The 22498-nt window shown below is 62.2% G+C and carries 16 protein-coding genes; 10 read left to right on the top strand and 6 right to left on the bottom strand.

The window, feature by feature from the left end; all coding sequences use genetic code 11:
* The first annotated feature begins 405 nt into the window (after positions 1–405).
* From F757_RS0107065 to F757_RS37000, 4 genes are all read left to right on the top strand, one after another.
* Positions 406–1062 (top strand): HD domain-containing protein, encoded by a 657-nt coding sequence (locus F757_RS0107065; RefSeq protein ID WP_035466492.1) that lies wholly within the window; start codon positions 406–408, stop codon positions 1060–1062.
* A gap of 200 nt (positions 1063–1262) precedes the next feature.
* Positions 1263–2204, top strand: a complete 942-nt coding sequence (locus F757_RS0107070) for a LysR family transcriptional regulator (RefSeq protein ID WP_027210793.1) — start codon at positions 1263–1265, stop codon at positions 2202–2204.
* Between the two features lie 357 nt (positions 2205–2561).
* A complete protein-coding gene (locus F757_RS0107075; protein WP_198021359.1) occupies positions 2562–4067 on the top strand; it encodes a catalase in 1506 nt (501 codons plus the stop codon).
* A 70-nt stretch (positions 4068–4137) separates the two neighbouring features.
* Positions 4138–4638 carry a DUF3331 domain-containing protein gene (locus F757_RS37000; protein WP_084530760.1) on the top strand — a complete coding sequence of 167 codons (501 nt, stop codon included), beginning with the start codon at positions 4138–4140 and terminating at the stop codon, positions 4636–4638.
* Positions 4639–4909: 271 nt separating this feature from the next.
* Here the strand turns inward: F757_RS37000 and F757_RS0107080 are convergent, their stop codons facing one another.
* Both F757_RS0107080 and F757_RS0107085 read right to left on the bottom strand, forming a co-directional pair.
* Complete coding sequence (locus F757_RS0107080) at positions 4910–5632, bottom strand: SDR family oxidoreductase (protein ID WP_027210795.1); 723 nt, start codon at positions 5630–5632, stop codon at positions 4910–4912.
* A gap of 49 nt (positions 5633–5681) precedes the next feature.
* Positions 5682–6341 (bottom strand): HD domain-containing protein, encoded by a 660-nt coding sequence (locus F757_RS0107085; RefSeq protein ID WP_051376704.1) that lies wholly within the window; start codon positions 6339–6341, stop codon positions 5682–5684.
* A gap of 178 nt (positions 6342–6519) precedes the next feature.
* On the opposite strand from F757_RS0107085, the gene pdxR reads away from it, so the two are divergent.
* From pdxR to F757_RS0107100, 3 genes are all read left to right on the top strand, one after another.
* Positions 6520–7929, top strand: coding sequence for a MocR-like pyridoxine biosynthesis transcription factor PdxR (pdxR, locus tag F757_RS0107090; protein ID WP_027210797.1), 1410 nt, complete (start codon positions 6520–6522; stop codon positions 7927–7929).
* A 118-nt stretch (positions 7930–8047) separates the two neighbouring features.
* Entirely contained in the window at positions 8048–8464 is a 417-nt protein-coding gene (locus F757_RS0107095; protein ID WP_027210798.1) for a cupin domain-containing protein, read from the top strand.
* A gap of 24 nt (positions 8465–8488) precedes the next feature.
* Positions 8489–8944: a carboxymuconolactone decarboxylase family protein gene (locus F757_RS0107100; protein WP_027210799.1), complete on the top strand. Its 456-nt coding sequence runs from the start codon at positions 8489–8491 to the stop codon at positions 8942–8944.
* Between the two features lie 503 nt (positions 8945–9447).
* On the opposite strand, the gene F757_RS0107105 is transcribed toward F757_RS0107100, so the two are convergent.
* Complete coding sequence (locus tag F757_RS0107105) at positions 9448–10551, bottom strand: TIGR03118 family protein (RefSeq protein WP_027210800.1); 1104 nt, start codon at positions 10549–10551, stop codon at positions 9448–9450.
* 504 nt (positions 10552–11055) lie between these two features.
* On the opposite strand from F757_RS0107105, the gene F757_RS0107110 reads away from it, so the two are divergent.
* Both F757_RS0107110 and F757_RS0107115 read left to right on the top strand, forming a co-directional pair.
* Positions 11056–11646 (top strand): superoxide dismutase, encoded by a 591-nt coding sequence (locus F757_RS0107110; RefSeq protein WP_198021362.1) that lies wholly within the window; start codon positions 11056–11058, stop codon positions 11644–11646.
* A gap of 49 nt (positions 11647–11695) precedes the next feature.
* Positions 11696–12217 (top strand): DUF3455 domain-containing protein, encoded by a 522-nt coding sequence (locus F757_RS0107115; protein WP_027210802.1) that lies wholly within the window; start codon positions 11696–11698, stop codon positions 12215–12217.
* A gap of 426 nt (positions 12218–12643) precedes the next feature.
* On the opposite strand, the gene F757_RS0107120 is transcribed toward F757_RS0107115, so the two are convergent.
* Entirely contained in the window at positions 12644–13843 is a 1200-nt protein-coding gene (locus F757_RS0107120) for a cytochrome P450 (RefSeq protein ID WP_027210803.1), read from the bottom strand.
* Positions 13844–14474: 631 nt separating this feature from the next.
* Here F757_RS0107120 and F757_RS0107125 point away from each other — a divergent pair.
* Complete coding sequence (locus tag F757_RS0107125) at positions 14475–15362, top strand: crotonase/enoyl-CoA hydratase family protein (protein ID WP_027210804.1); 888 nt, start codon at positions 14475–14477, stop codon at positions 15360–15362.
* Between the two features lie 43 nt (positions 15363–15405).
* Here F757_RS0107125 and pdeR read toward each other — a convergent pair whose 3' ends face one another.
* Positions 15406–17409, bottom strand: coding sequence for a cyclic di-GMP phosphodiesterase (gene pdeR, locus F757_RS0107130; protein WP_027210805.1), 2004 nt, complete (start codon positions 17407–17409; stop codon positions 15406–15408).
* Positions 17410–17632: 223 nt separating this feature from the next.
* Entirely contained in the window at positions 17633–22255 is a 4623-nt protein-coding gene (locus tag F757_RS0107135; RefSeq protein WP_027210806.1) for a DEAD/DEAH box helicase, read from the bottom strand.
* Between the last annotated feature and the right edge of the window lie 243 nt (positions 22256–22498).

Consider the following 22498-nt stretch of genomic DNA (forward strand, 5'->3'; position numbering starts at 1 on the left):
CGCAGCGCATTCGGTACTTGCAACGACGATTTCCCCGGTTAAAAGATCGTGACTTCGCGCGACCCAGGGTTCGCAGCATCGTCCCCGATTCGAAACGGGAACTGCGGACCCGTTGATCGGGGCGTGCCTGAAAGCCTGGTTATTGCCGATCACTCGCAGTACCGTCGCTGCATGTGGTGCGAAACGCGCGGTGTCCGGGCCGGGACTTCTGTGGGGATTTACGCACACGCCTCGCCGGGATCGGTGTGCGGGTTCTGGTTATCTAAACTTGTTTGCGAAATGGAGAAGATCATGAAGTCCGGCAGTATCGTTGCTGCAGTTTGCGCCGCTATCGTTCTCGCAGTTGGGGGAATCAGTCTTGCCCCCGATGCACAGGCGCAGACGCAACCCAAATTCGATCAAGCTATGGCGAACGCTGGCGATGATGTTCCCGGCGTAAAGATTCCCGATAGCGAATTAGCGCGCGAGGCAGCCAAAACCATCCGCGATTCGGAAGGCGATTTTCTCTTTCAGCACTCCATGCGCGTCTACTATTGGGCTGCCCTGGCAGGAAAGCGCAAGGGCCTCGCTTTCGACCCGGAGCTTCTGTACATTGCGGCGATGTTCCATGATTTCGGCCTGACGGCAGCTTATGGACACAGCCACTTGCGCTATGAAGTGGATGGCGCCAACGCGGCACGTGAATTTCTGCGGAGCCACGGCGTTAGCGAGGCGGATAGTCAGATGGTCTGGCTTGCGATTGCACTGCACACGACCAATGGGATTTCCGCTCAACTGTTCCCCATTGCTGCACTTGTTGCCGAAGGCGCCAACATGGACCTTGTGGGCGCCGGCTACGACGATTTCACAGCCGCGCAGCGCAACGCGGTTGAGGCGGCCTATCCCCACCCGCCACAATTTGCAGAGGAATTCATGCAGGCTCTCTACGACAGCCTGAAGCATCGCCCGGAGACCACGCAAGGAACGGGTCTCGCCGACGTCATGGCCTACAAGGACCCCGGATTCGCCCGTAGGGACTTCAGCAAGCTGATGCGCAATTCGCATTGGGCTACCGGAAAGTGACCAGCGTCCTCGGGCGCGGGGCATCTGCGCCCCGACTTTGGTCGGACAGTGATGATCGCCGGTTCCTCGCGAGCCCGTCGTTGGCCGACCCCGCCAACAGCCAGTCGAACATGTGACAGCAAATGCCGCGACTTCTGCTTTAATTCGGGCATGGCCGAATCTTCTGCAAGGACCGACGCTGCTCAGCGCACGACAAACAAATGACTGCAATTCCGGACAAGCTCTCGTGGGACGACCTGCGAATCGTGAAGGCGATTGGCGAAAGTGGCAGCCTGGCGGGTGCCGCGGCAGTGCTCGGTATAAACCATTCCACCGTTTCGCGGCGCCTCTCGTCTGTCGAGCAATCGCTCGGCGCGGCTCTGTTCGACCGGCGCCGCGCCGGTTACGTGTTGACGAGCATCGGCGCAGAAGTCATGGCGCTTGGCGAGCGGGTAGAGAAAGACATTCTGAGCGTCGTTCGACGAGTCTCAGGCGGTACGCAAGGCCATAAGGGCGATCTGCGCATTACGACAAGCGACTCCCTTCTGCTCGATTTTTTGACACCTATCATTGCTGACTTTCAGACAGACAATCCGGAGATCAGGATAGAGGTAATCGTCGCCAATAAACCGTTGAACCTTGCACGCGGGGATTCCGATATTGCTTTACGGGCGACCACTGCGGTCCCCGACAATCTTTTTGGGCGCAAGGTCGCCACGGTTGCATGGGCAATCTATGGCCGCCGCGTCGACTACGCCGGTACATTGCCCACTGCGGGCGGTCTTTACCAACAGCGCTGGGTGTCGTATGGGAGCGGCCTGTCCCGCCTCAAGGCGTTCAAATTTGTCAACGATCGCGTGCCTCGCGAACGGATCACATATCGAAGCGATTCAGTAGTCGGCGTGGCTTCAGCGATTGCAGCCGGCATGGGGATCGGTTTTCTACCGTGCATGCATGGAGATCTCGTGCCGGGGCTCGTACGCCTGGGTCCCGTGGAACCGGACGTATTCGATGAATTGTGGGTCCTCACCCATCCTGACATCCGCAAGTCAGGACGGGTTTACGCGTTCCTTACTCATTGCGCCGATGCGGTCGCAAGGGAGCGCGATTTTATCGAAGGCAGACAGATCCGTTGTAGCCAGCCCGCTGGCAGTGATCGATAACGGCCGGGCTTTTGCGTCTCTCGCTGCGAAAGGCGGCAGACTCCTCCAGACCTCGTGTCTTCGACGGGCAGCGGCCCGTGCGTGCGCAACGGCAAGTGCGCAATTTTGCACACGGCATTCCGCACGAATGCAGACCGCCGCGCTGCAACTCCCCTTAGAATTCCGCTCATCCAATGAACAACGGAGGACCGGCCCGCATTGGTGCTTTGTTCCACTGCGCATTCATGCCCGGTCGTCGCGTTCAAGCGTAAGCGTGTTCCTGGCGAACATCCCATGTTGAACATGTGCCGGTTTTGTTTGACGCCGTCCGGGAAGACACGGAGGCGTTGACGTCTCAGACTCATCGTTTTCTCCGGCATGCTGACCGCCGGCCTTTCTATCATCATTGGAGAGCTGACCGTGAAGAAGCTGACAACTGCTTTTGGCGCACCCGTTGTGGACAACCAGAATGTTCAAACGGCCGGACCGCGTGGTCCTGCATTGCTGCAAGACGTATGGTTTCTCGAGAAACTTGCGCACTTCGATCGTGAAGTGATTCCTGAGCGGCGAATGCATGCCAAAGGTTCGGGCGCATTTGGCACCTTCACGGTTACTCACGACATCACGAAGTACACGCGTGCAAAGATTTTTTCCGAAGTCGGCAAGAAGACGGAACTGTTCGCACGGTTTTCCACAGTAGCAGGCGAACGCGGCGCGGCCGACGCCGAGCGTGATATTCGTGGCTTTGCGGTCAAGTTCTATACGGAAGAGGGCAACTGGGACCTGGTCGGCAATAACACACCCGTTTTCTTCCTGCGCGATCCGCTGAAGTTTCCAGACCTGAATCATGCGATCAAACGCGACCCTCGCAGCGGCCTGCGCAGCGCGGAAAACAATTGGGACTTCTGGACGCAATTGCCCGAAGCATTGCACCAGGTGACCATCGTCATGAGTGACCGGGGAATTCCCAAGTCGTTTCGACACATGCATGGCTTCGGAAGCCATACGTTCAGCTTTATCAGCGCGGCTAAAGAGCGCTTCTGGGTCAAGTTCCACCTGGTGACCCAGCAGGGCGTTCAGAACCTGACTGACGAGGAGGCAGTAGCGCTCGTCGGTGTCGATCGTGAAAGCTCGCATCGCGATTTGTACGAAGCGATCGAACGCGAGGACTTCCCTCGCTGGAAGCTATTTGTGCAGATCATGCCGGAGAACGATGCGGCGACCTATCCGATCAATCCTTTCGACTTGACCAAGGTCTGGCCGAAGAAAGACTATCCGTTGATCGAAGTCGGCGTCATGGAATTGAATCGAAACGCGGAGAATCATTTTGCGCAGGTAGAGCAGGCGGCGTTCAATCCGGCGAACGTGGTGCCGGGCATCAGCTTTTCGCCGGACAAAATGCTGCAAGGCCGGCTCTTCTCCTATGGCGACGCGCAGCGCTACCGGGTAGGCGTGAATCACAGCCTGATTCCGGTCAATGCGCCGCGCTGCCCGGTGCATAGTTATCACCGCGACGGCATGATGAGAGTCGACAGCAACGCCGGCGGCGCAACGCCGTATAACCCGAACACGCGGGGCGAATGGCTGGACCAGCCGGATTTCAGCGAGCCGCCGTTGTCGTTGGAAGGTGCGGCCGATCACTGGAACCATCGCGTGGACGACGATTACTACTCGCAGCCCGGCGCGCTATTCAGGCTGATGTCCGATACGCAGAAACAGGCGCTATTCGGCAATACCGCACGTGCACTGTCCGGAGTGTCCGAGCCGATCCGAAAGCTCCACATCGAGCACTGTACAAGGGCAGACCCGGCCTACGGTCAGGGCGTAGCCGCAGCACTCGAGGCGCAGCGTGCGCGCGAGGCGAGGACGAATCAGGCGCTTTGATCCGTTGGTTTGAAGGCCCAATACGGGCCGCGCAAGCGGCTCGCGCTTTGCGAACGTCCTCGGCACCTGGATGAGTCCGCATCAGGACTTACCCGAGCGGAACGGAGGTCCAACCTTGGTCAATCGAGATCCATGGCTTGCTATCGTCTATCGGCTAAAGGAAGCGGCGTTGGGTGTTAGGCCGACGATTCGCACGATTGGCGCTCGTCGGTCGGGCGGTTATGGCGTACAGCCTGCGCGTGCTGTATCGAGCGCATTCGATATCGTGGACATCGCGCGTCAGTCGGATGCAACACTACTCGTATCCTGGAGCGACCCCACTCTAGGCCGATTCGTCGATCAGCGATGGCTGATCGGATGCGCGCGCGTCAACGGGACGTGCCGTTTGACTGGCAACGCGGTCCGCCCGGGCGACGCTGTCTTCCGTCCTCGACCCCGCAAAGGTATCGAGCCGCCCAATGCCCGCGACATGATACTGGTTGCCAGCGTGAGACACTTGTTCGCAGAACGCGCGCTTACGTCGAGAACAAACGATTGCCTCGATTTTCCTTGCGCCTATCGGGCAGACTGAGCTTGTGGGCGAATTGCCGGTGACCGGTCAATGTCACCGCGACCCGTGTGGTGGCCCTTGCGTCGTGGCGAGGCGCGGGCCTTGTTTGTGTTACTGCTCCAGTCAGCGTTCTCCTCTCGCTGTTGCGCGTCACTCGTCTCATATGGGTGATGCGCAACTGCGTTTGCCAGCAGACGAACGTGCCCTTTCTTCCGAATTTTGAGGACGGCAAGAGAGAAGAGGCGAGAGGCGAGAGACAGGAGACAGGAGACAGGAGACAGGAGACGAACGATCAGAATGCCGCCTTGCCCACCGACGCGCCACCGTCAACGAACAAGGTTTGCCCCGTGATGAAGCCAGCATCCTCGGACAAAAGAAACGCCACGGCCGCCGCCAATTCCTCAGGCTTGCCGAATCGCTTCATGGGCACCAGCGACAGAAAGCGCTGCTCCGCTTCGCTGCCGACGGGCGTGTTTTGCCGGAACAGTTCGGTTTCGGTGGGCCCGGGCGCGACCGCGTTCACGGTAATGCCGGTCTGCGCAAGCTCCAGTGCCCAAGTGCGCGTAAAGCTCATCATCGCGGCTTTCGCCGCAGCGTATGCCGTGCGGTTGGCAACGCCAAGCACGACAAGGCTCGAGAGATTAACGATTCGCCCCCAGCCTCGATCCCGCATGCCGGGCAGCAAGGCTTGCACTGTTTGCACGGCAGAGGTCAGATTGTGGCGGAAAGACGCCTCCAGATCGTCGAGATCAACTGCTTCAACGCTGGCCAGACGGACAAACCCCGCATTGTTGATGACGCCATCGAAGCTATAACGGCCGACGAGCCTCTCGAGCGCTCGTGTCGTGGCGTCCCGGTCGGTTAGATCGACGGAAACGAGCGTACCGGGGAAGCCTGGGTCATCGGCCCCGCGTGCAAGACCAATGACCTGATGTCCGTCAGCGGCGAGCCGGTGCGACAAAGCGCGCCCGATACCCTTGCTGGCGCCGGTGATCAAAAATGTACGTCTGCGCATGGTGAAAAGAAAGTAGCGGTAGAAGAGAGTTCGTAGGGTGACGAGAGCGTCAGCCCCACCTGGAGTTCAGCATGATGCTGCACATGTTCACGCGCTCGAAGCCCGGGTCCTTGTACGCCAGAAAATCGTCGTTGAAGGTGCCGAACGTAGTGGTGGGGCGGTGCTTCATGCCCTCGTAGAAGGCGTCGATCATCTTGCCGACGAAATCGGCGCCGCGCGGATAGGCCTCGACCACCGCCGCGCGCTGTTCGTGCGTCAACTCATCGAAGCCGCGTCCCGCTACGTCCATCCCGGCACCTGCCTGCACCAGCGCGATCTCGCCGTGCATGTGCTCTGGAATGCCTGGCGTGGTATGGAGCGCCACGGCGGTCCATACTTTCGCGATGTCCGCCTCGTCGATATGGTGGCTGCGCAGAAAATCGCGCGCGGCGTTGGCGCCGTCCACTTCGAAACGCAGTTCGCTGTCGCGATAGGCCGACGTCAAACCGATATCGTGGAACATAGCCGCCACGTAGAGCAGCTCAGGGTCGAAGGCAATACTGTTTCGTTTGCCCAACAGCGCGCCCCATAGGTAGACGCGCGTCGAGTGATTGAACAGCAGTTTACTTTCGGTGTCGCGCACGAGCTGGGCTACCTCACGCGCTAGCTGGCTGTCAGGAATGACGATATCGAGCGTTTCGTTCGTCGAGGCCGTTTTATCGTGCTTCATTGGTTGCTGAACCGGGTCGGAGCGTGCGTTTGCTGCTGCACGCTTTTTTCTGGACCACCCCTCGGGCGGGCTAATAAGCGCTGGAACTGACTGGCGGCAGTTACACAGAAGAAGTTACGCTTCCCGTGGGGCATGGAACAGCCCCAAGATCTGGCAATCGGAATGTACTATTGCGCCCATGACAAAGCTTTCTATTGGCATCGATCGCGCAGGGCACATCTCGCTGTCGGCGCAAATTTACGGCTCCATCCGGGACGCAATCGAGTCCGGCCAGCTTGCCTCCGGCGCGCGGCTACCTTCGTGGTCGGATCTGGCCGCGCAACTCGGTGTGTCCCGAGGCACCGTTCGTGCTGCCTATGCACGTCTGATCGACGAGCAGTTCGCGATCGGCCTGGGCGCGGCCGGCACCCGGGTAGCCGCCCGGCCCTTGCCGGCGAGAACTGGATGGTCACCGGAAGCGCCGCCGCTTCCGGAGCTCTTCAGCGACTTCAGCACGGCGCCTTTAGCGTTTCAAATGGGTGTACCGTCGCAGGACGCTTTTCCGTTCAAGCTCTGGTCGCGCATTCAGGCACGCGCGGCGCGCCGGGCGGCAGCGGCCCCTGTCGGATACCCCGATCCACGCGGCGAACCAGATCTGCGGCAGGAGATCGCGTCGTATCTTGCAGTCTCACGCGGGCTGCGATGCAGTCCCTCGCAGGTCTTCGTCACGGCAGGCTTCTCCGGCGCGCTCAATCTCGCGATTCGCGGCCTGCAACTGGAAGGCAGGAAAGCCTGGATGGAAGATCCGGGCTTTCCGCTTACGCGTACTGCGCTCGCGCTGGCGGGCATGACCGTGGCAGGAGTGCCGGTGGATGTGGACGGACTGGATATCGACGCGGGCATCCGGATCGCACCCGGAGCCGTCCTCGCTGTGGTCACACCGGGTCAGCAGGCGCCGCTCGGAATGACGATGTCGCTCCCTCGACGGATTTCACTGCTCGAGTGGGCCAGACACCACGAGGCCTGGATCGTCGAAGACGACTATCTCGGCGAATTGCAGTTGAGGGGACGGGCCGCACCGGCTCTGGCCTCGCTCGACCAGGACGGGCGCGTGCTGCACATCGGGACGTTCAGCAAGACCATCAGCCCGGCACTACGGCTGGGTTTTCTCGTTGTACCGTCGGACCTGGCACGCCGCTTTGGCGACGTCGCGGCTTGCCTTGCGCCCGCGCCGGCTGCATCTGCGCAGCACGCCGTCACCGAGTTCATGCACGACGGCCACTATTTTCGCCATCTGCGTCGTATGAAGCGCCTTTACGCCGCCCGACAGGAATCTCTCGTTCGTTGTCTGAACGAACTGACCTCGGAATCAATCAAGGTGCAAGCCGCCGCAGGCATGACCGTCGTGACCGCTCTTCCCGAATCCGTATCGGATGTCGACATCGCTTTGCGGGCGCGACTTTTCGGGCTGGCTCCAGTTCCTCTGTCACCCTGGTACACGAGCAATCCGGGGCAGCGGGGGCTGTTGCTCGGTGTGACGAACGTGAATGAGAGAACGGTGGCGAGCAATTGCTCCCGCCTGCTGGAACTCATACTCGGGCACCACTAATAAACCGGCGGACTTCGTCCGCCTACGCTTCTTGGTGCATTGAAAATGTTCGTTCCCGGTGCTTTTGTGGGCCCTCATGTCGCCAGATAATGCGGGAACACAAAGGAGCGATCAACCCATGAACATTCCCTCTAACATACGAGCCGCCTGCACAGCCATGGCCTTCGGCATTGCCGTTCCAGCTATCGCGCATGGCGGGGCCGAAACCGTCACACCCAACTTTCAACACGCCATTCCTAACGTGCCTGGCAAGTCGTTGACCGCCGTCTCCGTCGATTACCCACCGGGCGCCGCGTCGTCCGCCCACAGGCATGCGGACTCAGCATTCATCTATGCGTACGTCGTATCGGGCGACATCGAGTCACAGGTAGGTGATGGTCCGAAGCGCGTCTACCATGCCGGCGAGAGCTTTTTCGAAGAGCCTGGCGCTATTCACCGCGTAAGCCGCAATGCAAGCGCAACGAAGCCTGCAAAGTTGCTCGCCGTGTTCGTCGTGGACAGCAACGATAAAGTCCTGACTACCCCCATCAAGTAATCCACTGTCTCAAGGAGCTACCTCATGAGCAAGCGCCTCGACTACACCCAGATTGCACCCGCGGGCGTCAAAGCCCTCGGAGGCGTCTACGGCTACGTTATGAACTGCGACCTGTCGCCGGTTCTCGTCGACCTGGTTTATCTGCGCGTCTCGCAGATCAACAACTGCGCCTACTGTCTCGACATGCATACACGCGACCTGCTGAAGAAGGGCGTGAAAGTCGAGAAGCTGGCACTCGTGCAGGCATGGAGAGAGGCGGGCCATCTGTTCGACGACCGCGAGCGTGCAGCACTCGCGTGGGCCGAATCAGTCACGCTGGTGGCGCAGACCGGCGTGCCCGACGCGTCATACGAGGCCGCCCGTGCCGTGTTCAATGAACGTGAACTGGTTGACCTGACCATCGCGATCAGCCTGATGAATACTTATAATCGTATGGCAATCAGCTTCCGGAACACGCCTCAGGCTGTAATGGAAGAGTAGAGCGCCGCGCGAGTTTGTGCAGGGTAGAGTGCCCCGACTTCGGCATATGCCGCGCCAAATTTCCTGCGCATTTCTTTATGCGCTATGGAGCGCGGCGCGAGTAAGTCTGTTTGTCGGGGTTGTCGACAAGACGATCATTGCAGACATCTCCGCTCGCGCGTTTCTTTTGTCGACGCGAGTGGAATGACTTGCCCTTATGCGTGCCTATGCAACGACGGCGCGCGCAGCACGAGTCCACATTTGCGACGGATTCAGATAGCGCCCGAGCATAGGTCCGAATGCGCACCACCTTCTGACACCCGCTGACCCGCGACGCAATCAGATCGCGTTCCTGTGGCTACCCCTGGCACCGATTCAAGGCGACAGGGGCAGTATCTGCATCGGCCGTTATTTCGTAGTTTTAAATGAATCAACGTGCCTATAAGCTGCCGACAGCACGGACCCACATCGGGTCCGGCCGCCATCATCCCTTTTGCAAGCGCCCCCGGGCTTAAAACGCTGGGTCAGGGCCTTACGTCGATGCGGCCATACACGCCGCTCGTCGGTGTCGGTCCCGCTGCGAAGAACAGCGTATTGAGCGGCTGGTTCGCGGCGTTGTTACCGAACGAGAGGCCCCAGAGGCCCGGCTGTTTGAAGGTTGTGCCGTCGGTATTCGTGAGCGCGCCCTTGAACTCGCCGGAGTTCGGATCGAACACGTCGATCGTGCCGTCGCCGAAATTACCCACCAGCAGTTCGTTGCTCGCGGCACCGAAGTTCGCCGGCGCAATTACGACACCCCATGGCGAATTGAGTGTAGCCGACGTCGCGATGCGCTTGACGAAGTTGCCCGCGGTATCGAAGGCATCCACTACGCCATTGCCCGCGCCGTTGACTTGCGTGCGGCCGTCCGGACCGAGCAGCGCGTAGGTCACATATACGGTGTTGCCGATAGCCGCAATGCCGAACGGCGAGAAGCCGGCGGGCAGAGTCGGATCGATGAATTTGCCGGGAAGCTGGATCTTGTTAAACGACTTGTCGAACACGTCCACTTTCCGGTTGTGGAAGTCCGTTGCGAACAGCAGGCTGGCACCGGCGTTCGCACCAATCGCGAGACCCTTGTAGACGGCGCCGCCCGCACCGTCGTCGAATGCGTTGACCGCCTGAGTCGGCAAGACTTTCGGCGACCATGCGGCGATCGTCCCCGCGTCGGTTGCCCACAAGAACACCGCGTTAGACGCGGCTGCGCCATTGGCGCTGATCTGGAAATCCGTGGTCTTGTTAAAGACAATGCCGGTTGGCCCGGCCGCCTGGCCGGCGGCGTTGGGCGGGAGCGTTACCACCAGCGACTGGACCACGCCGTTGCCGTCATAAAGCGTCGACTTTTTCGTGTTGTTGTCCGACACCCACATTACGCCAGTGGGGTTGAACGCTATGCCCCAGCCGTTCTTCAGATTCGGATCGACATTGGCTGCGTTGGCGCTGCCATCGGATACGAGCGTCGTAGCCTTGAATTGCGCGGCGATCGTCGGCGTCTGATTAACGGCGTTGTCGCTACTGCCGCAAGCGGCGAGCGTGACAGCGGTGAGGCCGAGTAGCGCGGCAAGCACTGCGTCTCTATGCAACTTCATTTTATGATTCCTCTGAATGGATTGGTTTGTACTAACTTGATCGTCCACGACCGGACGGGCCACGCGGTAGTGCGTGCGACGACAGGCGGGCAACGGCCGCCGATTCGACGGCAGTGCCGCGAATCGTTGAATCGTCCCTACCGAAAACGTGCGATGACGCGCATTATTCCGTCGCGCGGCCGCGAAATTTTTGGAGCGTTTTTCGCTGCATTCAGCGTGGGGTGGAATAGCAGCGCTGTATCGACTGTTATGGGTGGGCGGCCATGATCGACCGGAAAAGCGGGCGGCAGGCGCGCTTTCTCCACACTTACGGTAACTGTCATGCTCAATTCACTTATTTCCCGCCGCCGTCTGATTGCGGCCGGGTCGCTGGCTTCTCTCGGTGCCGGTCTCTCGCGCTTTGCTTTTGGTGACACGCGGCAAGATTCATCCACACGCTCGTCAAGCGGAGAAAAGCCAACGCTTTCTGTCGTTCCTACCTATCTTGGGGCTTCCCCGCAGACACTGCCGCCGTTGCCCTACGCGCAAGACGCTCTTGAGCCGACCATTTCGGCACGTACGGTTGGCATTCATTACGGCAAACATCACCGTGCATACTTTGACAATCTGCACAAACTACTGGCCGGCACGCCGCTGGAGCAGGCAACGCTTGAACAGATCATCATGCAGTCACACGATCAACCCGCGCTTGCCGATGTATTCAACAACGCTGCGCAGGCGTGGAATCACAACTTCTACTGGAATTCGTTGAGCCCAGCGTCTGCAGCAACGGCGCCTGGCGCGAAGCTTCAGGCGGCGATAGAACGCAAGTTCGGTTCTGTCGAAGCGCTTTCAAAAACGCTGGTGGCCACGTCCGCCTCGCAATTCGGCAGCGGCTGGGGCTGGCTTGTCGTGGATCGCGGCGAACTCGCGGTGATCAAGACCAGCAATGCAGAAACGCCGTTCACGCGCGGTCTCGCGCCGCTGCTTACCGTCGACGTCTGGGAGCATGCGTACTATCTGGACTATCAGAATCGTCGTCCTGACTATCTGGTGGCGGCCGTCTCGCGTCATTTGAACTGGGCTTTCGCATCGGCCAACCTGGAGCGCGTTTGACCGTGCGCCCGGTCCGCGCGAGTGCTTAACCGTTCATTCAAGGCCCAAAATGTCGAGGAAACACCTACAGTCGGTTGCCATGGTCGCGCTCGCGGTGAGCGCCCTGGCACTGGGCGCTTGCGCGCTCGCTCCGGCAGCTCCTGCGGCGGCGTCGATCGACCCGCCGCAGGGTCAACCCATCATGACGCTTACCGCCTCGGGCATACAGATCTATTCATGCGAGTTCGATGCGCAGCATCGGCTCGGATGGGTGTTCCAGAGTCCTCAGGCAACGCTGTTTGACCGCAGCGGTCATGCGGCGGTCCGTCATGCGGCGGGACCGTCGTGGGAAGCGGAAGACGGCAGCCGGATCGTGGGACGTGTGCTGAGCCAGCGCCCCAGCGACAATAAGGCAAGCGTGCCGCAACTGTTGCTGCAGACGCATTCCACTGCGGGGAGCGGCGTGCTGTCGGCGGTACGGTATGTACAGCGAATGCATACCGTGGGAGGCGCGATGCCGGCGGGAGCATGCACTACTCAAGGACAAGTCGGCAGTTCGCCGTATCTCGCGGAGTACGTGTTCTATCAGTAGTTCACGGCGGCTGGTTCGCGCCGGGAGGCACGGTTCGGCGGCGCGCAACACTCGAACAGGTATGACGTTCGGCCGCTGAATCCTGCATTCCTTGAACGGTAGACGTTGCCGGGCACGAACCGACAGCGAGCCACGGAGTCGCTGCGTGAAGCTGCGGACTCACCGGCAGGAACGGCGATGCATCCGCCTGAGGTCGTGAATCCAGGCCCGCAGCGTGATCGTTGCCACGCGAGCCGGACTGGCGGCGGCAGCGAACAAGGAGCAACGATTCCGCGCCTCAGAACGAGGTGAACCGCCGAACCGTGCGAATTCGCCGAAAAAAAATTTGCACCCAGCAAGGCGCATATATCGCGACAAACATCGCATAAGGTCCTGAACTGCCCGGGCTATTGCAAACGCGGCGATTGCGTCGCGCAGTTCCAGACCTTAAGTGCGAATTCGAAGCTCCTGCACGCCGCGCAGGTTATTTCGCGCATGCCATCTCAACTGGTCCAGCTGTGTCGGTTGCATGTCGGGGAAACGGGCGAGCAGACTGCCTATCGCTACTTCCAGTTCGAGCAATGCGAGCCGCGCGCCGAGACAATGATGAATGCCGGCACCAAACGAGAGCGAGGGCACGTTGGCGCCGCGAGCAAAGTCGAGTCGATCCGGATGAGAAAAGACCGAGGGGTCGCGATTAGCCGCACCGATCAGCATGAAAACTATGCTTCCGGCCGGCAGCGTGACGTCTTTCACGACCACTTCTTCGAAGGCCGTGCGTACCACCATTTGCACAGCGCCGTCGTAGCGCATGCATTCGGCGACAGCCTTTGGAACCAATGTGCTATCGCGCTTGAGCATTTCCAGTTGCGGCGGATGACGGAATAGCGCAACCATCGCATTGCCGATCATGTTCGACGTGGTCTCGTGGCCGGCAATGAACAGCAGGATTACGTTCGAGACGATCTCGTCGTCGGTCAGCTTCGTGCCTTCTTCTTCCACACTCGCGAGCGACGAGATGATGTCGTCGCCGGGATCTGCGCGCCGCTGTTCGACCACATCAAGAAAGTACCGCTCCAGTGTGAGCGCTGCTTCATTTGCCGCGCCGAGCGCTGCTTCGTCGAGCGGAGCCAGGTCGAACGCGGCTACGAGACGGCTCGCAGCATCGCCCAGTTCAGTGCCGTGCGAAGACGGGATGGCGAGCAGACGGCAGATGATCTCGATAGGCAGCGGCAGCGCGTATTCGCTCACCAGATCGAATTCGGCCGCCGAACCGATACGGTCGAGAAGGGCGTGGCTCGTTGCGTCGACGATATGTTTCAGCTTTTCGATCTGCCTTGCGTTGAAGGCCTTCATAAGAAGCGTGCGAAGCTTCGTGTGAGATGGCGGGTTCATCATCAGGAACGTGCGGCTCAGCGCCTGGAACACCGGGTACTGCGTCGCCGCGTCGCCATAACGTGCGCTCACACTTTGCAGATAGGTCTTGCCCATGCGCCGGTCACGCAGCAGCGCGTCGACGATTTCGAAGCGGCCCGTGACGAGCGCGGACGGGCCCGCGCTCACCAGCGGACCTGCTTCGCGTACCTTTTCATAGAGGGGATATGGGTCGGCGAAAAAAGCAGGTGACGAGAAAGTGGCAAAATTCATCGTGTAGAGGTTTTCCGGAATGCGATTGACGGCCCGTTAGGCCGGTTGCAACTGAGAACAGCTGACGAGCCGGTTTATTCCGCTCCGCCCGTTTGCCATCGCTGCGGGTACGCCTGCTTCTCCACATCCTTTGTCTCGCCACGGTTATCGCGTAGCAGATTGCTGTTGCGTAATCTTGCATGTCTCGCGCGTCGGGCGGCAGTACGTTTCGCAGGCCGCCGGGCAACGCGCCGGGCATGCCGATATGCAAAATGGCTAGAGTTTGAAAAAGACCACTTCGTCGATTCACGAAAGAAGAGCTCAAGGCACTGGAGGAAAGCGCAGGCCACACGGTGTCTAGTCCCGCTTTATTGTTTTTTCTTTCAGATTTGCAAGGCGCATATTCTCTCTCGCGCGCAGTCTGACTATCCGGCGACGGCGGTCAATTTCGTCCTATGTCGCGCATCTTCCTCGCGCAAGCGTTTGCGCGGCAGCGCACGCGTGCGCGTTGACAGCCGCCGCAGCGATGCCCGCTGTGCAAGGATTTGACGGTTCCTTGCATTCATCTGTTGGTTATCCCGCTCCCATCGTATTCCGGTCTGTTTTAGGCTCGCATTGCAATATCAGTGTTTAACCCTAAAGGACCGCTCAAATGAATCTACAAAACCACCACGCCTGCCGCCCGTTCCTCGAAGCCGGCAATCTGTCGCAAATCTCCGCCTACTACGAAGAAGGCCGCAATATCATGTGGATGATGCTGCGCGCGCAGCCGCGTCCCTGTTTCAATCTCGATCTGGTCCATGACATTCTCGGGCTCGCTCAGGCGGCGCGCGAGTCGGGCCTGCCTATCGACTTCTGGGTGACGGGTTCGCTGATCCCGAACATCTACAACGTGGGTGGCGACCTCGATTTCTTCGCCGACGCGATCCGCTCCGGCAAGCGCCAGGCGCTCATGGCTTACGCGCGCGCCTGCGTCGACTGTGTTCATGCGGCGGCGCGCGGCTTCGACACCGGCGCGATCTCCATTGCGATGGTGGAGGGCACGGCGCTCGGCGGCGGCTTCGAAGCGGCGCTCGCGCATCATTTCCTGCTGGCTCAGTCGGACGCGCGCATGGGCTTTCCCGAGATCGCGTTCAATCTGTTTCCCGGTATGGGCGGCTATTCGCTCGTTGCACGCAAGGCGGGCATGCGCCTCGCCGAGGAACTGATCGGTGCCGGCGAATCGCATACCGCGGAGTGGCACAGCGAAAAGGGTCTCGTCGATCAACTGTTCGAGCCCGGCGACGCCTACGTGGCGACCCGCACCTTCATCGACACGCTCAAGCCGAAAATGAACGGCATTCGCGCGATGCTGCGGGCCCGCCAGCGCGTGTTGCAATTGCCGCGTGCGGAATTGATGGAAATCACCGAGGACTGGGTGGACGCCGCCTTCATGATCGAAGAGAAGGACCTCGCCTTCATGGAGCGGCTCGTCATGCTGCAAAACCGCCGCACCTCCAACCTGCGGCAGACGGCTGCGAGCGCAGCCAATTTCGGCTGAATCCGTGCCGGCGCGGTCAGCGCGCGCGGTGCCGCTCGCAAGCTCAGGCGATCAGCCTGAGCTTCTGCCTGTCCTGCAGCCAGCGCTCGAAATCGGCGGCGGGCATAGGGTGCGCGTACAGATAGCCCTGCACGTATTCCACGTCCAGCCCCTTCATGAACGCCTCTTCGGACTCCGTCTCGATCCCTTCGGCGACCACCTTGAAACCCAGTTCCTGCGCGACCACGACCATCGAGCGCACCAGCGCTTGCGCTTTGGAGTCGGCGTTGATGGAACGCACGAAACTGCGATCGAGCTTGATCACGTCGAGCGGAATGCGGCCTAATTGCGAGAGCGACGAATAGCCGGTCCCGAAGTCGTCCAGATGCACCTGCGCGCCGATCTGGCGAAACTGCCGGATGAGGTCGATTGCGGCGGCTTCGTCCTCGATCAGACAGCTCTCGGTGAGTTCGACGTCGACGAGACAGGGATCGAGTCTGGCTTCGGCAAGCGCTTCGGTGAAATGCCGGACCACGGCCGTGTCCACCAGTTGCCGCGCCGACACGTTGATCGCAATGCGCAGGTTGTAACCGTCGGCTTTCCATTTGGCGGCCTGTTTGGCGGCCGTTTGCATGACCCAGCGGCCCAGCACGCCGATCAGGCCAGATTCTTCGGCATAACGAATGAACTCGGCCGGCATGATCTGACCGCGTTCCGGCGAATTCCAGCGCACCAGCGCTTCCACGCCTTGCACAGCGCCGGTCGAGAGCAGCAGCTTCGGCTGATAGTGCAGCGTCAGTTGGCCTTCTTCGAGCCCGCGCCGCAGGTTCGTGTCGAGCCACATGTATTCGGCGACCTTGCGGTTCATTTCCGGCGAGAACACTCGGTGCGTGCGCTTGCCTTCGTCTTTTGCGACGTACATCGCGGTATCGGCTGAGCGGATCAGCGACTCAAGATTGTCACCGTGTTCCGGATAGCGCGCGATGCCGATCGAGCAGCCCGTGTAGACCTCCACGAGCCCGAGGCTGAACGGCGTGCGCATGCGCTCGAGTATGCGCTGCGCGGTGGCTTCCAGTTCGTGCGCCGCGCCCCTGGCCGCGAGCACGATGAACTCGTCGCCGCCGAGCCGCGCGAGCGTGTCGCCTTCGTTCAGGCACGTGCCGATTGCCGCGGACACGTCGCGAATCAGACGGTCGCCGAACACATGGCCGTAGTGATCGTTGACCTTCTTGAAGTTGTCCAGATCGAGAAACAGCACGCCGACCGATTCGCCAGGAGCGGCTTCTTCGATTGCGCTGCGAATCTTGTCCTGAATCGCATTGCGATTGGCGAGTCCGGTGAGCGAATCCGTGTTGGCAAGCTGCGTGAGACGTTCCTGTGCGAGGCGTTCCTCGGTGATGTCGGTGCCCGAGCAGATCAGATATTGCTCATCCACGCCGCTGCCGCTTTGCACGAACTTGTTGCGAAACAGAAAGAGCCGTTCGCCCTGCAGCGTTTTCACGCGCCGTTCTACTTCATACGAAACGCCGCGATTGAAGAAGCCCGTAATGTTCTGGCTCGACGCCGCGCCGTCTTCGGAGGACATGAAAAGCGCCCATACGTTGCGCCCGACGATGTTCTCTTCCTTCACGCCGGTGAGTTCCTCGGCGAGCCGGTTAAAGCGCTGGATCCGCCCATGCCGGTCGACGATCACCACGACCGAATTGACTTCGGACACCACCTGTTCCGCGAACGACAGACCGTGCATCAGATCGCGCGCGACGGATTCCGTGTCGTCATAAGCGGAGGCGGTGCCGGCCCAGTTGCTGCTGTTGATTTTTCTGCCGACGAGATGCAGCCGCAGCGGCTCGCCGAACATTCGCACGTCGAGAACCAGGTGCGACGTGATACCCGTGAGGCAACGGATCTGCGCTGCCTGCTGGGGATTCAGCGGAATGGCCACGTTGGCTGGCACGTCGCCCGTGACTGGCGTCAGTTCGAGCGCATTGCTGTCGCTCGACAGACGCCAGCAAGGGCTGCTTGTGCCGAACTGCGCATAAAGCACCTGCTCGTGTTGGTCGTCATTCATGGGATCCCCGGGCGGTGTGCCGTTTCGGCCCTGATGGCGGATAGCGGCAGACAGTCTTCATCATACTTAAAGACGGGCCCATTGTAGCGAAGCCACTGAAATTCGGGCCATAAAGATGAATGACCCGCACTTGCGCAGCGCGCGCCTGAATCGGTAAAAGAGGCAGTCCGAACGATGCCGGGTGAGGCATTCTCTACCCGCGGCGCGTTCCGCGGGATGGCGTCTAGAACCGGCGCGTGAGGAGGCTGCGCGCGCGCTCGCGTTCGAGCGGGTCGGCCTCGACCGACGCGTCGAACCAGAACGCGCCCGCCGCGAGCGTGGCGACGACGATGCCGTCGCGATACAGCACGCGGTTGCCCGCTACCGCCGGCACGCGTTCGCCGACCAGCAGCGTGCCGGCAAGATTCAACGGATCGGTGCCGGCGACGCACACAAAAGCACTATCGTTCGCATGCCTGCGCACTTCGCGCAGCAGGGGTATCGCTTCGGGCAACGCGAATTGCTCGCCGGCCAGTCCATTCACGAAGCGTCCGCCGCGAATCACGCCGCGCGCTTCGAGCCGCTGATACACGCGCAGCAGATCGCGCCACGGCGGCAGCCAGTCGGCCTCGCGCGCAAGGAGCCGCCAGAACACGACGCCGTAGCGCCGCAGCAAGGTCATCGCGACATGTTCGAGAAGCTCGGGCGGCAATTGCCGGGGCGCTTGTGCCGGCCGCTGCGCGTCTTTGGCGACGTCGCCGGACTGCGTGCTCGCGGCCGCCGAGCCGCGTCGGTTCACCAGCGCCCAGCGCCCGGCGTCGTCCATTCCGCCTATCAGCGCTGTCGAGCGCGCGCGGCGGCTACCCGCGTACGCATTGCGTTTGGCGGCCGGCTTGAGCAGCGCGCGCAGGCCAGCGAAACTGTCCGAGTTGACGAGACCGGCCGCCACCAGTTCGCCGAGGGCGTTCTCGAGTTCAATACGCAGTACGCGAAGTTCGTGCAGTAGTTCGTCGAAGAACATCGCGCCGTGTTCGGATAGCGCGTCGTGAACCGATTGCGCGCGCGCCGAGAGTTCGGGCTGACGCGCCGGGTCGATCAGCGCGCTCCACACGCGCACCTGGGCGCGCGGCAACAGGACGATCGGCGTGCCGCGCACCGGAGCTGCGGCGCTGCGCGAACGTTCGGTGAGCCGGGTCCAGACAATCTTGCCCGCCCGGCATAGTTCGTCGAGCGAAGTATTGGAGTAAGCCTTCACGCGAGCGGGCAGGATGTCTTCCTCCCAGGCGCTGGCCGCGGCTTCGAAGCCTTCCATCTGTTCGAGCACGGCCGCGAGCGCGTCGCGGCCTTCGCTTCGCGTGTCCGGCGTGAGGTGCTGCCACTCGAATAGAAAGCGCATGAAGTCATGGCGTTCCACCGGTTCGATCTCGCGGCGCAGGCGCTTGACGGTATAGCGGTGAATCCGCGCAAGCAGGTGCCGCTCGCACCATTCGTCGTCGGTGGTTTGCGCAGTGAAGCGGCCGCGCATCACGTAGCCTTCGGCTTCGAGGCGCACGAGCGCCTCGTCCACTGCCGTCTGCGGTAGCCGCAACGCATCTGCAATCGCGCCGGCCGGCTGCGGGCCGAAGCCCGTGAGCCGCGCGCGCAGCACGTCGAGCAGGGCGTCCTCGGCGCTCCATTCGTTCGTGTAGCCCTTAGGCGCGGCGAGCGGCGGCGCAAAGCGCGCGCCGTTCGTGCCGGGATACAGCGCGGCGAAACAGGTCAGGCGTTCGACAGGCAGCCACAGCGCGGCGTCGGCGGCAATTGCGAGGCGCGTCGCGCGGCCCGATTGCGCAAGCGAGGCGAGCCATTCCAGCCAACCTTGGTTGTTGCGCGCCTCGGCTTCGGTCACGCACGCGAGGCCCGTGAGCGCCTCGTGCATTTCGTCGACACTGCGTGCCTGCGGCCACGCTTCGTCGCGCACGCTGGCAATCGCGTCGGCGTCGAGCGCGCCGAGGTCGTCGGCGCTTGACGGATCGCTCCAGCGGCGGTTCAGCACGGCCTGCGTGCGGCGTTCTTCGATCGGCGCGTCGTCGAGATAAGCGTAGGGCTTCGCGTTGAGGATCTCGGCGGCGAGCGGCGAAGGCGCCGGCAGATCGCGCGCCACGAGTCGTACTTCGCCGCTTTCGATGCGGCGCAGCAGCGCGAGCCAGCGCTCGCTGTCCATCGCGTCGTGCAGGCAGTCGTCGACGGTCTGATCGACGAGCGGATGACGCGGCAGGTCGCGCTCGCCGACCACGTTCTCCAGACACGCGGCCTGCTCGGGGAACACGCTCGTCAGCAGATCTTCGCTGCGCATGCGCTGCAATTGCGGCGCCGTTTTGCGCCCGCCGGTGTAGCGCGGCAGGCCAAGCGCGGTGGTCGCGTTCCAGCGCCAGCGCACGCCGAACAGGGGTGCGTCGAGCAGCGCCTGGATCAGCAGCCGTTCGGCGCTTGCGGAATGTAGATAGCGCCACACTTCGTCGAGCACGAACGAGTGGCTGCCGGTTAGCGACAGCACGATTGCGTCCTCGGTGGCGGCCGCCTGCAGTTCGAAGTTGAACTGACGGCAAAAGCGCTTGCGCAGCGCGAGGCCCCACGCCCGGTTCACGCGGCTGCCGAACGGCGCGTGAATCACGAGCTGCGTGCCGCCGGATTCATCGAAGAAACGCTCCATCACCAGCGTGTCCTGCGTCGGCAGCACGCCGAGCGCCGCGCGGGCGCGCGCAAGGTACTCGACAATCTGGCGCGCCGCGGCTTCGTCGAGCCCCAGTTCGGCGACGAGCCAGTCGATCGCGCGTTCGAGACGCGCGGGCACGGCGGCGGGGGAATTGTCCAGAATGGCTCGATCAGCGCTGTAGGCGCTATCCGCCGGGCCGGCCCCGCGGGCCAGAACATCGCCGCTATCACCACCAAGCAGCCGCCCGATCTGCGCGCGCAGCCGCGCCACGCCGAACGACAGCTCGTCGCTTCGGCCCGGCGCTTCGCCGAGCCAGAACGGGATGTTGGGCGGCTGGCCCTGTGCATCCTCCACACGCACCCGGCCGCTTTCGATCCGCAAAATCCGGTACGACGCGTTGCCGAGCTGAAACACGTCGCCCGCGAGACTTTCTACGGCGAAGTCTTCGTTGACGGTGCCGATATTGATCGCCTGAGGCTCGAGCACGACCGCGTAGTCGGCGTTCTCGGGAATCGTGCCGCCGGAGGTGACCGCGACGAGCTTGCCGCCGCGCCGGCCGCGCAACGTGCCGCTCACCACGTCGCGATGGATATACGCGGCGCGCGGCCCGTTGCGGCTCGTGTAGCCTTCGGCGAGCATGCGCAGCACGGCGTCGTATTGCTCGCGCGCGAGCTCCGCGTACGGCGCCGCGCGGCGCACCAGCTCGAAGAGCGCGTCTTCGCTCCACTCGGCGCTCGACACCTCCGCGACGATCTGTTGCGCGAGCACGTCGAGCGGCGCGCGCGGGATGCGCAGCGCGTCGAGTTCGCCGCGCCGCACGCAGTCGAGCAACGCCGCGCATTCGATCAGGTCGTCGCGCGAAGTGGGAAAGAGCCGGCCTTTCGGCATGCCGCCGACATGGTGGCCCGAACGCCCGACGCGTTGCAGGAACGGCGCGATCGCGCGCGGCGAGCCCATCTGGCAGACCAGATCGACGTCGCCGATGTCAATGCCGAGTTCAAGCGACGCAGTGGCAATCAGCACCCGCAGTTCGCCGCGCTTGAGCCGTTGCTCCGCGTCGAAGCGGTGCTCCCGCGCGAGGCTGCCGTGATGCGCGGCGACGGCTTCCTTGCCGAGCCGCTCGGTCAGATGACGCGCGGCGCGTTCGGCCATGCGGCGCGTGTTGACGAAAACGAGTGTCGTGCGATGCAGCGCGACCAGTTCCGCGAGCCGGTCGTAGACGCGCTCCCAGACTTCGTTCGGCATGACGGCTTCGAGCGGCACCGGCGGAATTTCCAGCGCGAGGTCGCGCGCGCGGATGTGGCCCACGTCGACAATCGCGCAGTCGGCCGCAATCTCGCTGTCGACGCTCGCGCCTCCTACGAGAAATCGTGCAACCGCGCTCACCGGCTTTTGCGTCGCCGACAGGCCGATGCGTGGCAGGCGCCGCCCGCACAACGCGTCGAGCCGCTCCAGGCTGAGCGCGAGATGGCTGCCGCGCTTACTGCCCGCGAGCGCATGAATTTCGTCGACGATCACCGTGCGCACCGTGGCCAGCATGCGCCGGCCGGAGTCCGAGCCAAGCAGCACGTACAGCGATTCGGGCGTGGTGACGAGAATATGCGGCGCACGCTTTTTGAGCGCGTTGCGCTCCTGCTGCGTGGTGTCGCCGGTGCGAACGGCCGTGCGGATGTCGAGCGGCGGGAGCCCGCGCGCTGCGAGTTCCGCGGCGATGCCTTGCAGCGGCACCTGCAGATTGAGACGGATGTCGTTGGAGAGCGCCTTGAGCGGCGACACGTAGACCACCAGCGTTTCGTCGGGCAAGGCGCCGTTGCTGGCGAGACCTTGCTGGACCAGATCGTCGAGTGCCGACAGGAACGCGGTGAGCGTTTTGCCCGAACCCGTGGGCGCGGCGACCAGCGTCGAGCGCCCCTGACGGATGGACGGCCACGCGGCGGTTTGCGCGTCGGTGGGCGCCGGGAAAGTCTTCAGGAACCAGCCGGCCACAGCGGGGTGAAAGTCCGCCAGCGCGATGTGCGCGGCAGGCGCAGCAGGCGCAGCAGGCGTGGCAGGTCTCGCAGGTGCGGCCTGCGCGGCAGGTGCGTTAGATGGGCGGGGCGCGGCGGTGCTGTCCGCCTCGGAAACCGGGGCGGGGCAGGCGGCGGATGCGGTCCTGGCGGCGGTTGAAGTCATGCGAAGTTAGATGGGGGCGCGACGCCCGATATCCAGCGACGCAATCGCCATGCGCCGACAGCGGAACCCGGCCGGGCCGGGAAACCAGTCTCGCAGGTTTTCGCGGCATTTGCCAAATGCCGCGCTCGGCGCGCCACGCCAGCCCTCCTTTGTCGATTGCCAGCCGGCGGTCGCCGGCATCTTGGGACAAAGTATTGCGCCCGGTGGCGATATCCTGAATACTCGCTTCGCTCAACTTTTAGC

It is taken from the genome of Burkholderia sp. WSM2232, assembly GCF_000472545.1.
In the GTDB taxonomy this organism is placed as follows: domain Bacteria; phylum Pseudomonadota; class Gammaproteobacteria; order Burkholderiales; family Burkholderiaceae; genus Paraburkholderia.